Origin of the sequence: Nonomuraea sp. NPDC052129 (genome assembly GCF_040680095.1) — a bacterium.
Lineage (GTDB): Bacteria > Actinomycetota > Actinomycetes > Streptosporangiales > Streptosporangiaceae > Nonomuraea.
Genome location: NZ_JBFAVX010000004.1, coordinates 71,902 through 85,311, shown reverse-complemented (window position 1 = coordinate 85,311; position 13,410 = coordinate 71,902). Strand labels below are relative to the sequence as shown.

Sequence of the window (13,410 nt, the reverse complement as noted above, 5' to 3'; positions counted from 1 at the left end):
CTGCTGGGCAGAGTACCCTCGACGCACGTGAGCACGTCTGAGACCCCCCAGAGTGGATACGCCGTGGAAGAAGCGCCATACGTCACGATCGTCCTGCCGTGCTACAACGAGCAGGATCACGTCATCGACGAGGTCGAGCGCATCACCAAGGCGATGGACTCCAGCGGCTACACCTACGAGCTGGTGGCGGTCGACGACTGCTCCACCGACGAGACGCTGGCCAGGCTGCAGGAGGCCGCGCCCCGGTTCGAGCACCTGCGGATCCGCGCCTTCCACCGCAACGGCGGTTCGGGCACCGTGCGCCGCATCGGCACGCAGGAGGCCAGGGGCGAGATCGTCGTCTGGACCGACGCCGACATGACCTACCCCAACGAGCGCATCCCCGAGCTGGTCCAGATCCTGGAGAAGGACACGACGGTCGACCAGGTCGTCGGCGCCCGCACCAGCGAGGAGGGGTCGCACAAGCTGCTGCGCGTCCCGGCCAAGTGGGTCATCCGCAAGGTGGCCGAGCAGCTCGCCGGGCAGAAGATCCCCGACCTCAACTCCGGGCTGCGCGCGTTCCGCAAGTCGGTGGCCAAGCCCTATCTGCGGCTGCTGCCGCCCGGGTTCTCCTGCGTCACGACGATCACGCTGTCGTTCCTGTCGAACCAGCACGACGTCTACTACATGCCGATCGGCTACGCCAAGCGGGCGGGCACGTCGAAGTTCAGCTTCGTCTCCGACGCCTACCGCTACATCCTGCAGGTGCTGCGGATGATCATGTACTTCAACCCGCTCAAGGTGCTCATGCCGCCCGCGTTGTGGCTGGTGGCGATCGGGTTCGTCAAGGGGATCTGGGACATGATCCAGCACCCGTTCTACTTTCCCGCCAACACCGTCATGATCTTCCTGTCGGGCCTGCTCATCGGGTCCGTGGCACTGCTGGCCGACCTGATCGTGCGCTCGCGGGGCGAATAGCGTGCGCATCGCCATCGTCGGCCCCACCTATCCCTACAAAGGGGGCGGGGCGCAGCACACCACCGAGCTGGCGCACCGGCTGACGGCACTCGGTCACGACGTGGTGATCGAGTCGTGGCGGGCGCAATATCCGGCCTTCCTCTATCCGGGGCAGCAGACGATAACGGCGCCCGAGGGCACTCCTTTCCCCAAGACGCTGCGCCGGCTCGACTGGCGCAACCCCGGCGGCTGGGTGGCCTGCGGGCGCCGGCTGCGCTCGGCCGACCTGGTGATCCTGGCCGTCCTGAGCCCGGTGCAGGTCCCGGCCTACCTCGGCATCCTGTACGGCCTGGGCGGCAAGGCCAGGACCGTCGCCCTGTGCCACAACGTGCTGCCGCATGAGCGCAAGCCCTACGACCGGCCGCTGATGAAGGCGCTGCTCAACCGGGTCGACGCCGTGCTCACCCACTCCGACCAGCAGGCGGAGCTGGCCGCGTCTCTGACCGGCAAGCCGGTGAGCGTGGCCGGGCTGCCGCCGCATCTGCCGTCCACGACCGGGGAGCGCTCCGCCGAGGTGCACGGGCGGCTGCTGTTCTTCGGCATCGTCCGGCCGTACAAGGGGCTCGACCTGCTGCTGCGGGCCCTGCCGGAGGGAGTCGGGCTGACCGTGGCGGGTGAGTTCTGGGGCGGGCTCGACGGGACCCAGGCGTTGATCGGTGAGCTGGGCATCGCCGACCGGGTGGAGCTCCGGCCGGGTTACGTGGCCGCCGAGGACGTGCCGAAGCTGTTCGCCGCGGCGGATGCGCTCGTCCTGCCCTACCGCAACGCGACCGCCAGCCAGAACGTCTGGCTCGGGCACGAGCACGGCGTGCCGGTGATCGCCACCCGCGTCGGCGCGCTCGCCGACCACGTGACGGACGGCGTCGACGGGCTGCTGGTCGAGCCGGACGACGTCGAGGCGCTCAACGGGGCGATCAAGCGGTTCTACGCCCCGGGCGAGCCCGAGCGGTTGCGGTCGGGCGTCAAGGCGGTCGACCCGGAGCCGTTCTGGTCGTCGTACTCCGCGGTGCTCCTCGACGCCTGACGGCCCAGCAGGAAGGCGATGCCCGCGGCGACGGCGTCGCCCAGGGTGAACGCCAGCCGCGACACCACCGCCACCGCGAAGGCCGGGCCGTTGCCGATCAGCGGCGAGAGCACGAGGATCATGGCGCCCTCGCGCACCCCGACCCCGGCGGGCACGACGAACGTCAGCAGCCCGGTGGCCCAGGCGAACGCGTAGGCCCCGGTGGCCACCACGTAGAGGTCCCACCTGCCGGACAGCAGCCAGGTGTGCAGGCCGTACACGAACCAGCCCAGGGCGGTCCAGCCCACCGCGACCAGCACGGTACGGCCGGGCAGCACGCTTTCGAGCGGCTCCTTGCGCGCCAGGCGCAGGGCCAGGTTGAGACCCCAGGTGAGCACCTTGGGATGCAGGCACACGATGATCACGGGGACCAGCAGCAGCAGGTACCACGCCTGGCGCACGGCCTGCTGCGTCGCCAGCGTCGCGGCGGCGATCGACAGCGCGACCCCCAGGTTGATCACCAGGGACAGCGAGATGCAGGCGAACGTCCGGCGCGGCGGGCTGCCGTGGTCACGGCCGAGCTCCATCATCGCCGCGTACGCCCAGACCGACCCGGGGATGTACTTGCCGAGCTGGCCCACGAACATGATCCGCCCGGCTACCGGCAACGGCAGCGGCGACCCGAGCCCGGCCAGCACCGCGCGCCAGGCGAGCAGCATGCAGAACTGACCGGCCAGCACCGCCGCGAACGCCCCGAGCACCGCCCACGGCGACAGCGCGGTCACGGCCGCGGTGGTCTCACCCCAGTTCCTGGCCAGTCCGTAGCCGAGGAAACCGAGCGCGACCAGCGCCAGGACGACGCGCAGCAGGCGGCGGAGCATTGGCCAAGGCTAACCGGGGGCGGTCACGTATAGCCAGACGATCGGGTCTTCGATCGTTCGGCGCCTCTCGTACGCGGGTACTGTTGGGCGGCGTGGGTAAGGAACGGGTCGCGCAGCTGGAGTACTCCGAGTTCCAGTCGGCGATGCTTGACGAGGAGAAACGCCGGCGTAAGGCCGCGAAGATCATCGCGGTGGTGGAGCACTTCCACGGCCCGCTCGGCGGGCTGACCGTCGGCGACGTCGGCTGCTCGGCCGGGTTCATCGCCGACGAGCTGGCCGGCGCCGGGGCCGAGCACACGCTGGGCATCGACATCGACGTGCCCGGGCTGCGCAAGGCGGCCGACCGGTTCGGTGAGCGGGTGGCGTTCGTCTGCGGCGACGGCACCGCGCTGCCGTTCCCCGACGGCTCGCTGGACGTGCTGGTGTTCAACCACATCTACGAGCACGTGGTCGACCCCGACGCCGTGGTCGCCGAGATGCACCGGGTGCTGTCCGACGACGGCGTGCTCTACCTGGGGCTGGGCAACCGGCTCGGCGTCATGGAGCCGCACTACAAGCTGCCGTTCCTGTCCTACCTGCCGCCCGCGCTCGCCGACCGCTACGTGCGCGCCTTCGGTCGCGCCGACCACTACTACGAGCGCTACCGCACCCGGCGCGGGCTGCGCCGGATGCTGCGGGCCTTCCACGTGTGGGACTACACCTTCCCGGTGCTGGCCACGCCGACGCGGTTCGCCGGGTCCGAGCTGTTCCCTGGCGCGCTGGGCCGCATGGTGCAAACCGTGCTGGCGCGCACTCCGCGCGCGGTGCTGCGCCTGCTCCTGCCGATCGTGCCCACCTACCTGTGGGTGGCGACGAAGACGCCCCGGCCCCCGGCGGGCGCCGCCCTCCCGCAGCCGCCCGAGCGGGTCCGCCCGCTGTGAGCACCATCAAACCCGGCACATCCGGCAAGGCGTCCGTGGTGCGGAAGGCCGTGCGGTTCGGGTTCCTGCTGGTCGCCCTCGGGTTCGGCGGGTGGGCTGTGGCGTCGCAGTGGGACGCCGTGATCGCCGGGTTCGCCCGGCTGAGCTGGCCGCTGCTCGCCGTCTCCCTGGTCGGGGTTGTGGCCGCGCTGCTGTGCGCCATGCTGACCTGGCGCACCCTGCTGGCCGACCTCGGCTCGCCGCTGCCCCTGCGCCCCGCCGCCAAGGTGTTCTTCGTCGGCCAGCTCGGCAAGTACATCCCTGGCGCGGTTTGGCCCGTCCTGGCCCAGATGGAGATGGGGCGCGACCTCGGCGTGCCCCGCCCGCGCAGCGCGGCGGTGTTCTTCCTGATGATGCCGATCCAGCTGGCCACCGGCCTGCTCGTCACCCTGGTCACGCTCGGCTGGGACCGGTTCGGCTGGCTGCTGCTCCTCGTCCCCGTGCTGCTGGTGCTGCTGGAGCCCAAGGTGATCAACGGGCTGATCGGGTTCGGGCTGCGCAAGCTCAAGCGCGAGCCCCTCGAACGCCGGCTGACCCGGCGCGGCATGCTCACCGCGCTCGGCTGGGCCCTGGCCGGCTGGATCTCCTACGGCGTGCACCTCTACTTCATCGTGCCGCAGGGCGGCCTGCTCTTCGCCATCGGCGCCTTCGCCCTGTCGTGGTCGCTGGGCATCATGTCGTTCGTCGTGCCCGCCGGTGCCGGTGTGCGGGAAGTGGTCATGGTGGGCGTGCTGTCCCCCGTGATGCCCTCGGGACCGGCCATCGCCGTGGCTCTTTCATCGCGGATCGTCATCGTCATCGGGGACCTGATCTGCGCGGGTATGGCGGGAATCGCAGCTCGGCGCGACTCAGTGTGATTTGGACCACGATTTGGGGCCCACTGGTCATAAGCTGAAGCGTAGAGGGGGGCGAAAGGTCCCACGTTGATCTTGAGGGGAGAAGATCTTCGTAATGCCTCGAGTGCTCGTCGACGCCGCGGCGGTCCCCGCTGACCGTGGGGCGTTGATCAGATACGTGGACGGGCTCGTCGCCGGGCTCGACCGGGCGGGTGCCGACCTCGCGGTGGTCTGCCAGCGCGCCGACGCCGACCGTTATGGGCGGCTCGCGCCCTCGGCCCGGATCATGCCGGGCCCCGTCGCCATCACCAACCGGGCCGCCAGGCTCGCCTGGGAGCAGACCGGAGTGCCGCTGCTCGCCCGCCAGGCGGGGGCGCAGGTCATCCACGCCCCCTACTACTCGATGCCGATCCGCGCGGGCCTGCCCACTGTGGTGACCGTGCACGACGTCACCTGGTTCACCGAGCCCGACCAGCACAGCGCGGTCCGGGCGTCGTTCTTCAGGTCCGCCACCCGCACCTCCGTACGTCACGCCACCCGCGTCATCGTGCCGTCCAAGGCGACCAGGGACGAGCTGATCCGCGTGCTCGCCGCCGATCCGACCCGCATCGACGTCGCCTACCACGGCGTGGACCAGCGGGTCTTCCACCCGCCGAGCGACGCCGAGATGCTCCGCGCGGTCACCAGGTGCGGCCTGCACGGCCAGCCGTACGTGGCCTTCCTCGGCGCGCTCGACCCGCGCAAGAACGTGCCCAACCTGATCCGCGGCTTCGCCATGGCCGTCAAGAGCCTGGACCACCCGCCCGCGCTGGTGCTCGGCGGCGGAGTCCACGAGGACGACGTCGACGAGGCCTGCCGGGAGGTCGAGGCCACCGTCAAGGTCGTGCGGCCGGGCTACCTGAGCATCCCGGACCTGCCGGGGTTCCTCGGCGGGGCGGTCGTGGTGGCGTTCCCGTCGCGCGGCGAGGGGTTCGGGCTGCCCGTGCTGGAGGCGATGGCCTGCGGCGCGCCGGTGCTCACCACCCACCGCACCTCGCTGCCCGAGGTGGGCGGCGACGCGGTCGCCTACACCGAGCCCGACGCCGACAGCATCGCCAGAGAGCTCGGCCAGCTGCTCGCCTCCACCGAGCGGCGGCTGCAGCTGCGCGAGGCCGGTCTGGCCAGAGCCCGCGAGTTCACCTGGGAGGCGTCCGTGGAGGCGCATCTCAGCTCCTACCAGCGCGCGATCGAATAGTCAGATAACCTCACCGAGTGATGGAGAGCTCTTTGCCAGACCTCGAGGCGATCCTCCTGGTCGGAGGGCAGGGCACGCGCCTGCGTCCGCTGACAGTGGGCACGCCCAAGCCGCTGCTTCCCACCGCCGGAGTGCCGTTCCTGGCACATCAGCTGGCCCGTGCCCGATCATTCGGGGTGCGCCGGATCGTCTTCGCCACCTCCTACAAAGCCTCGATGTTCGAGCCCGTCTTCGGTGATGGGGCGGCGTTCGGGCTCTCGCTCGAATACATGACGGAGGAGACGCCGCTCGGCACCGGCGGCGCGATCCGCAACGCCGCCGAGGCGCTGACCTCGGGTCCCGACGATCCCGTGCTCATCCTCAATGGCGACATCCTGTCCGGTCACGACATCGGCGACCAGATCCGCACCCATGTGGAGCGTTCCGCTGCTGTAACGCTCCATTTGACGGAGGTCGACGACCCGACCCGGTTCGGCTGCGTGCCCACCGACGACGACGGGCGAGTAACGGACTTTCTGGAAAAGACGCCCAACCCGGTGACCAACCGCATCAACGCGGGCTGCTACGTGTTCACCCGCTCGGTCATCGACCAGATCCCCAGGGGCGAGGTCGTGTCGGTCGAGCGGCAGACCTTCCCGGGGCTCATCGAGTCGGGGCAGCTCGTGCTGGGCTACGCCGACCGCACCTACTGGCTCGACGTCGGCACGCCCGCCGCGTTCGTCCGCGGCTCGCGCGACCTGGTGCTCGGCCGGCTGGCCTCGCCCGCGCTGCCCGGCCCGACCGGCGAATACCTGGCGCTCGACGGGGCCGTGGTCTCGCCGGAGGCCAAGGTGCAGGGCGGCTCCACGGTGGGGGCGCGCGCCGTGGTCGAGGCGGGCGCCTCGGTGCTGGGCAGCGTGTTGAGCGACGACTGCGTGATCCACGCGGGCGCGTCCGTGACGGACTCGGTGGTGGGCCGGGGGGCGCGGGTGTGTGCGGGCGCGGTGGTGTGCGACGCGGTGATCGGCGACGGCGCGGTGGTGGGCCCGGGCAACGAACTCCAGGCGGGGGTGCGCATCTGGCCGGGTATCGAGCTTCCTGAGCGCGCCGTCCGCTACTCCAGCGACGTCTGAACCATTTTTCTTGTACGGCAAGCGGTGGGCACCCGCCACCCGCCGTACAGGGCTGGGGGCCTCCAGGAATACGCCCGCTGAACCCGCACGCGGCCGGCCGCCGATACGCGCGCCCCTGACAAGGGCCACCGGCGCCCGGAGGCGTACGGGGACGGCAGACTGTAGGGGTGATGGAGCGGTGGTGGGAGCCTGGGCGTGTGCTGGACCTGGGCCTTGTGCTGGGGCCGCATCGGCGCGGCACGGGCGATCCCACCTGGCGCACCACGCACGACGGTGCCGTGTGGCGCACCTCCCGTACCCCCGATGGACCCGGCACACTGCGGGTGAGTATCCGGGCGGGGAGCGTGTGCGGCCAGGCGTGGGGGCCGGGCGCCGGGTGGTTGCTTGAGGCGCTGCCCGCTCTGCTCGGGGCCGATGACGACGCCTCGGGGTTCAGCGTGCGGCACGCCGTGCTGGAGGACGTGGCCAGGAAGCACGCGGGGCTGCGCATCGGCAGGACCGGCCGGGTCATGGAGGCCCTGGTGCCTGCCGTACTCGAGCAGAAGGTCGTTGGGCGTGAGGCGTGGCGGGCCTGGCGTTGGTTGCTGAACCGCTATGGGGAGCCCGCGCCGGGACCCGCGCCCGAGGGGATGCGGGTCGTACCCGAGACGAGCGTGTGGCGAGAGGTGCCGTCCTGGCACTGGCATCGGGCCGGGGCCGAGGCCGTGCGGGCCAGGACGATCGCCACGGCGGCCTGGCACGCCGCCAAGCTGGAGGCCGCCGCCACCAGCGAGGAGCTCGACCGGTTGCTGCGGGCCCTGCCGGGCGTCGGGGTGTGGACGTCGGCGGAGGTGCGTCAGCGGGCCTTCGGTGATCCCGACGCCGTGAGCGTGGGCGACTTCCACCTGGCCACGCTGGTGGGCTACGCGCTGACCGGCGAGAAGACCGACGATCCTGGCATGATGCGGCTGCTGGAGCCCTACATGGGCCACCGGCATCGGGCGACGGTCCTGATCTACCTCACCGGGCTGCGCCCGCCGGCGCGCGGACCGAGAATGTCGGTGCGCGACTACCGCTCCTTTTGACCCTCCCCTAGGTGCGGGTCGTGAACTCAGCCCGTCGTAGTGTGCCGGTATGAGTCTCGTAAGTGATTCCGCACTCCGCCGTGCTCTCGCCCGAGCCCGCGACGGCAAGACCCTCGACGTCACCGAGGCGGCCGTGCTGCTCCACGCCCGCGATGAGCACCTTGACACGCTGCTCGAACACGCCTCCCGGATCCGGGATGCCGGATTGGCGGCGGTCGGGAGGGAGGGCGTCATCACGTACAGCAGGAAAGTGTTCATCCCGTTGACCAGGCTCTGCCGGGACCGTTGTGGTTACTGCACGTTCGCGACGGCGCCGAACAAGCTGCCCGCGCCGTTCCTGAGCCCTGACGAGGTGCTGGAGATCGCCGCTCAGGGGGCGGCGATGGGATGCAAGGAGGCGCTGTTCACGCTGGGGGACCGGCCCGAGGACCGCTGGCACCAGGCCCGCGAGTGGCTCGACGCGCACGGCTACGACGACACGCTGTCGTACGTGCGGGCGATGGCGATCAGGGTGCTGGAGGAGACCGGGCTGCTGCCGCACCTGAACCCCGGCGTGCTGAGCTGGCGCGACCTGCAGCGGCTCAAGCCGGTCGCGCCGTCGATGGGCATGATGCTGGAGACGACCTCGCGGCGGCTGTTCGAGGAGAAGGGGGCGGCCCACTACGGGTCTCCCGACAAGGATCCGGCGGTACGGCTGCGCGTGCTGGAGGACGCGGGCCGCTCGAACGTACCGTTCACCACCGGGATCCTGATCGGCATCGGCGAGACCATCGAGGACCGGGCCGAGTCGATCTTCGCGATCCGGCGGGTGGCGCGCGAGTACGGCGGTGTCCAGGAGGTCATCGTCCAGAACTTCCGCGCCAAGCCCGACACCGCCATGCGCGGCCTGCCGGACGCCGACCTGCAGGAGCTGGCCGCCACGATCGCGGTGGCCCGGCTCGTCCTGGGGCCCCGGGTACGGCTGCAGGCGCCGCCGAACCTGGTCGACGCCGAGTACGAGCTGATGATCCGGGCCGGGATCGACGACTGGGGCGGGGTGTCGCCGCTGACGCCCGACCATGTCAACCCCGAGCGGCCGTGGCCGCAGATCGACGACCTGGCGGCGCGGACCGGGGAGGCAGGGTTCCGGCTGCGGGAGCGGCTGACGATCTATCCGGAGTATGTGCTGGCGGGGGAGCCGTGGCTGGACCCTCGACTGTTCGCGCACGTGGCGGCGCTGGCGGATCCGGTCACAGGGCTGGCTCGGGAGGACGCGGTGCTCCAGGGGCGGCCGTGGCAGGAGCCGGATGGGGGGTTCGCGGCTTCTGGACGGGTGGATCTGCACGTCGAGGTGGACACGACGGGCCGGACCAACGACCGGCGCGACGACTTCGACAACGTCTACGGGGACTGGGAGGCCCTGCGTGAGCGCCTGGACCCCGCCGCACGCATTGCGCCGCCCTCCGCCGACCACCTCCTCGCCGCACCGGCGCCGGGAGCGGGAGCTGGGGCGGTTCAGACCGGGGGGCATACGCCGTCGGAGGTGCGGGCGGCGTTGCGGCGGGCGGAGGCGGATCCCGCCGGGTTGAGTGAGGCCGAGGCCGTGGCGTTGCTGTCGGCCGAGGGCGGGGCGCTCGACGAGCTGGCCCGCATCGCCGACGATCTGCGCGCGCAGGCGGTCGGCGACGAGGTGACGTACGTCGTCAACAGGAACATCAACTTCACCAACGTCTGCTACACCGGCTGCCGCTTCTGCGCGTTCGCCCAGCGCAGGACCGATGCCGACGCCTACACGCTCAGCCTGGACCAGGTGGCCGACCGGGCGGAGGAGGCGTGGCGGGCCGGGGCGACCGAGGTGTGCATGCAGGGCGGCATCCACCCCGACCTGCCGGGCACCGCCTACTTCGACCTCGCCAAGGCGGTCAAGGCCAGGACGCCGGGCATGCACGTGCACGCCTTCTCTCCGATGGAGGTCATCAACGGCGCCAGCCGGACGAACCTGTCCATCGAGGACTGGCTGCACGCGGCGAAGGAGGCCGGCGTCGACTCGCTGCCGGGCACGGCGGCGGAGATCCTCGACGACGACGTCCGCTGGGTGCTCACCAAGGGCAAGCTGCCCACCAAGGAGTGGATCGACGTCATCACCACCGCGCACCGGGTGGGCATCCCGACGACGTCCACGATGATGTACGGCCACGTGGACACCCACGTGCACTGGGTCAGGCACATCAAGCTGATCAGGCGGCTGCAGGAGGAGAGCGGCGGGTTCTCGGAGTTCGTGCTGCTGCCGTTCGTGCACACCAGCTCGCCGATCTACCTGGCGGGCGTCGCCCGGCCGGGTCCGACCGCGCAGGAGAACCGGGCCGTGCACGCGCTGGCCAGGATCCTGCTGCACGGCGCGATCTCCAATATCCAGTGCTCCTGGGTCAAGCTCCAGGACGACCTGTGCCACCAGGTCCTCCAGGGTGGGGTGAACGACCTCGGCGGCACGCTGATGGAGGAGACCATCAGCCGGATGGCCGGGTCGGAGAACGGCTCGTACAAGACGATCAGCGAGCTGCGCGCGATGGTCGAGGTCACCGGGCGGCCGGTGCGGCAGCGTACGACGGAGTACGGCCGGCCCGACGGCGAGCGGCTGGCCGCGTCGGCGGCGAGCGACGGTGTCTGCCAGAGCGTCAGGCGGGTACTCCCGATGGCGTAGTTATAACAAGTTCTACCGAGTCTTGCGCCAGTCGTGGGCGGCGCTGGAAGAATCGGCAGTCCCCTGAAGAGAGGTGCACCGTGCGGCTGGGTCGACACCGGGCGGCGCTGCCCGCCGAACAGCGCCGCAGGAAGGCACTGCAACGCGGCCTGCTGGCGGGGGCGGGGGCGCTGGCCATCGTCACCGCCACCATGGTCGTGCTCTTCGGCGGAGCCGGCGCGCTGTGCACGACACGAGAGCCTGTTCTGGTCAGCGTGGCCGCCGCGGTGGACGTCGCTCCGGCGGCCATGGAGGCGGCCGGAAAGTTCAACGACGCCAAGAACTCGATCGGCGGCCGGTGCGTACTCGTCCAGGTCACCGAGCAGCCCCCGGCCACCGTGCTGCGCACGCTGATCGGCGACCGGGCCGGCGTGCTGCGCGAGCGGCCCGACGGCTGGATCGCCGACTCCTCCGCCTGGATCCGGTTAGCCCGCAAGCAGGGCGCGAGCGCGCTGCCGACGGGGGAGAGCGTGGTGGCGACGTCGCCGCTGGTGTTCGCCACGCGGTCGTCGCTGGCGCAGCGCTTCTCCGTCGGCAAGACCGAGATGAACTGGCGGATGGTCTTCCCCTCCACGGTGCGGGGCCGGCTCACGCCCAACGCCAACGAGCCCGACATCGTGCGCGTCCCCGACCCGTCGCTGGTCGGCGCGGGGATCGCCACGGTCGCCGCCGCCAGGGACGTCGTGGGCAACGGGCCCGAGGCCGACAAGGCGCTGACCGCGTTCGTCCGCTGGGCGCAGGCGGGCTCGGCGCCCGACTACCGCTCGATGCTGGCCGCCGTGGACGACCACACGTTCTGGCAGCGGCCGGTGGTCATCGTGCCCGAGCAGTCGGTGTGGACGCACAACCAGCAGCCGTCGGCCGACCCGGTCGTCGCGCTGCGCCCGCGTGAGGGCACGATCAATCTGGACTACCCGTACGTCGTCACCGCCACCGACCCCACGGTCGCCGAAGCCTCGACGCTCTTCGCCGACTGGCTACGCGGCGCCGAGGCCCAGGATCTGGTACGGCGGGCCGGCTTCCACTCGGGCGACGGCGCGCAGGGCCCGATCTCGCCGGGGCCGGAGATCCCGACGGGCGCCCCGAAGACCCGGCCCTCGGTGTCGCCCGAGGACATCGACGAGGCACTGCAGGCGTGGAGCAGGCTGGCGCCACCGACGAACATCCTGGTGCTCGCCGACACCTCCAAGCACATGGCCGAGAAGCTGAAGGACACCACCCGGCTGGGCGTCTCGCTGGCCGCGGCCAAGATCGGGCTGCGGCTCTTCCCCGACACCACGTACATGGGGCTGTGGGAGTTCGCCGTCGGGCTCGGCCAGGCCAAGGGCTACCAGCAGCGCGTCAGTCTGGGGCCGATCAACCGCCCCGAGAGCGGCCAGCTGGTCCGCAGGAGCGTACTCGACCAGCTCACCACCACGATCACCGCGCATCCCGACCGTGACAGCTCGCTCTACGACGCGATACTCGGCGGCTTCCACGAGGTCGCGGGCAAGTATCGCGAGGAGATGAACAACACGCTCCTGGTGATCACCGCGGGCAAGGACGACGGCCGCGGCATCAAGCTGCCGCAGCTGATCAGCAAGCTGCGTGAGGAGTGGGACCCGAACAAGCCCATCCAGATCGTCATCATCGCCTTCGGCAACGCGGACCGGGCGAGCCTGTCCGACATCACGTCCGTCACGAACGGCTCCCTGCACATCGCCCAGCAGCCGGACGAGATCATCGATGTCTTCCTCGCCGCGCTCGCCCGCCGCCTGTGCCACCCCACCTGCAAGCCGACCACGTAATGAGGGGGTGCCGGGAAACCCCGGCACCCCCACGCTCGCTCGTGAACTCCGTGCGCTAGACGCGCTGCCATAGCGCCGGTACGTTTGGCGGCTCCCATCCGGGGAGTGAGGTGTGCGCCTGGATGCACTTGTACGACAGCCCGGCGTACGTGACCATCGCGCCCACCGCGTACGCGACATTCGGCGCCCAGGTGCCACCCGGCGAGGTCACCGTCGGGGTCGGCGTGGGCGTCGGGGTGGGGGTCGGCGTGGGCGTGGGGGTCGGGTTCCCGCCGCCGCCGCCGAACCTCAGGTCGACGCAGGAGTAGAAGGCGTTGGACGTGTCGGCGATGTTCCAGATCGCCAGGATCTTCTGCCGGCCGCTGTAGCCGGCGAAGTTCACGGTGTGGGTGACCGTCGCCGGTGGCTGGGCGCCTCCGTCGTTGAACGAGGCGACCCGGGTGTTGCCGATGAAGTACTCCCAGGTGCTGGTGGAGTGCCTGGCGGTGAGTGTCCACCTGAAGGTCACCGAGTTGCCGACCGAGGTGACCGGCCAGGGCTTGGACTCGTCGCTGAGCTGGGCGAAGCGGGCGTTGTTGCCGTGGCAGTTACGCAGCCCCTTCGGCCCTTCCACGCTCTGCGGCTCGTAGATGATGTCGCCGCAGTTGGGCACCTGTCCCTGCGCGCAGAACGCCTGACGGCTGGGCGGGGAGTTGATGTAGCCGTGCGCCAGGGCCGGCTCGGCGACGTAGACCGTGGTGGCGATCGAGATCACCACCACGGTGATGAAGGTGAGCATCCTTCTCATGGAGCGGCTCCTTCACATGGGGGGATGCTCCG

At 70.8% G+C, this 13,410-nt stretch carries 11 protein-coding genes; 9 read left to right on the top strand and 2 right to left on the bottom strand.

The genetic code is table 11. The features are described 5' to 3' along the window. Positions 1-27: 27 nt before the first annotated feature. Complete coding sequence (locus AB0L53_RS11690; RefSeq protein ID WP_363992878.1) at positions 28-957, top strand: glycosyltransferase family 2 protein; 930 nt, start codon at positions 28-30, stop codon at positions 955-957. 1 nt (position 958) lies between these two features. Next, positions 959-2,020, top strand: a complete 1,062-nt coding sequence (locus tag AB0L53_RS11685) for a glycosyltransferase family 4 protein (protein WP_363992877.1) — start codon at positions 959-961, stop codon at positions 2,018-2,020. On the opposite strand, the gene AB0L53_RS11680 is transcribed toward AB0L53_RS11685, so the two are convergent. Further along, a complete protein-coding gene (locus AB0L53_RS11680) occupies positions 1,921-2,880 on the bottom strand; it encodes a lysylphosphatidylglycerol synthase transmembrane domain-containing protein (protein WP_363992876.1) in 960 nt (319 codons plus the stop codon). The genes AB0L53_RS11685 and AB0L53_RS11680 overlap by 100 nt on opposite strands. 92 nt (positions 2,881-2,972) lie before the next feature. Here AB0L53_RS11680 and AB0L53_RS11675 point away from each other — a divergent pair, with 92 nt between their 5' ends. The 7 genes from AB0L53_RS11675 (at position 2,973) to AB0L53_RS11645 (ending at position 12,591) form a co-directional block, all read left to right on the top strand. Beyond that, on the top strand, positions 2,973-3,800 hold the full coding sequence (locus AB0L53_RS11675) for a class I SAM-dependent methyltransferase (protein WP_363992875.1): 828 nt from the start codon (positions 2,973-2,975) through the stop codon (positions 3,798-3,800). Further along, positions 3,797-4,696, top strand: a complete 900-nt coding sequence (locus AB0L53_RS11670) for a lysylphosphatidylglycerol synthase transmembrane domain-containing protein (protein ID WP_363992874.1) — start codon at positions 3,797-3,799, stop codon at positions 4,694-4,696. The genes AB0L53_RS11675 and AB0L53_RS11670 overlap by 4 nt, the downstream gene beginning before the upstream one ends. Positions 4,697-4,790: 94 nt before the next feature. Then, entirely contained in the window at positions 4,791-5,909 is a 1,119-nt protein-coding gene (locus AB0L53_RS11665; RefSeq protein ID WP_363992873.1) for a glycosyltransferase family 1 protein, read from the top strand. A gap of 20 nt (positions 5,910-5,929) precedes the next feature. Next, positions 5,930-7,021: an NDP-sugar synthase gene (locus AB0L53_RS11660; RefSeq protein ID WP_363993199.1), complete on the top strand. Its 1,092-nt coding sequence runs from the start codon at positions 5,930-5,932 to the stop codon at positions 7,019-7,021. A 197-nt stretch (positions 7,022-7,218) separates the two neighbouring features. Then, entirely contained in the window at positions 7,219-8,085 is an 867-nt protein-coding gene (locus AB0L53_RS11655) for a DNA-3-methyladenine glycosylase 2 family protein (protein ID WP_363992872.1), read from the top strand. Between the two features lie 49 nt (positions 8,086-8,134). Continuing rightward, positions 8,135-10,765: a bifunctional FO biosynthesis protein CofGH gene (locus tag AB0L53_RS11650; RefSeq protein WP_363992871.1), complete on the top strand. Its 2,631-nt coding sequence runs from the start codon at positions 8,135-8,137 to the stop codon at positions 10,763-10,765. Positions 10,766-10,845: 80 nt separating this feature from the next. Beyond that, positions 10,846-12,591 (top strand): substrate-binding domain-containing protein, encoded by a 1,746-nt coding sequence (locus AB0L53_RS11645; protein ID WP_363992870.1) that lies wholly within the window; start codon positions 10,846-10,848, stop codon positions 12,589-12,591. 55 nt (positions 12,592-12,646) lie between these two features. Here the strand turns inward: AB0L53_RS11645 and AB0L53_RS11640 are convergent, their stop codons facing one another. Next, the gene (locus AB0L53_RS11640) at positions 12,647-13,378 is read right to left on the bottom strand and encodes a lytic polysaccharide monooxygenase (protein WP_363992869.1); all 732 of its coding nucleotides are present in this window, start codon (positions 13,376-13,378) and stop codon (positions 12,647-12,649) included. Positions 13,379-13,410 lie beyond the last annotated feature (32 nt).

Excerpts from the sequence above, each read along its gene's own strand:
- AB0L53_RS11680 (WP_363992876.1), bottom strand. The coding sequence starts at position 2,880 with ATGCTCCGCCGCCTGCTGCGCGTCGTCCTGGCGCTGGTCGCGCTCGGT.
- AB0L53_RS11665 (WP_363992873.1), top strand. The coding sequence starts at position 4,791 with ATGCCTCGAGTGCTCGTCGACGCCGCGGCGGTCCCCGCTGACCGTGGG.
- AB0L53_RS11660 (WP_363993199.1), top strand. The coding sequence starts at position 5,930 with ATGGAGAGCTCTTTGCCAGACCTCGAGGCGATCCTCCTGGTCGGAGGG.
- AB0L53_RS11650 (WP_363992871.1), top strand. The coding sequence starts at position 8,135 with ATGAGTCTCGTAAGTGATTCCGCACTCCGCCGTGCTCTCGCCCGAGCC.
- AB0L53_RS11640 (WP_363992869.1), bottom strand. The coding sequence starts at position 13,378 with ATGAGAAGGATGCTCACCTTCATCACCGTGGTGGTGATCTCGATCGCC.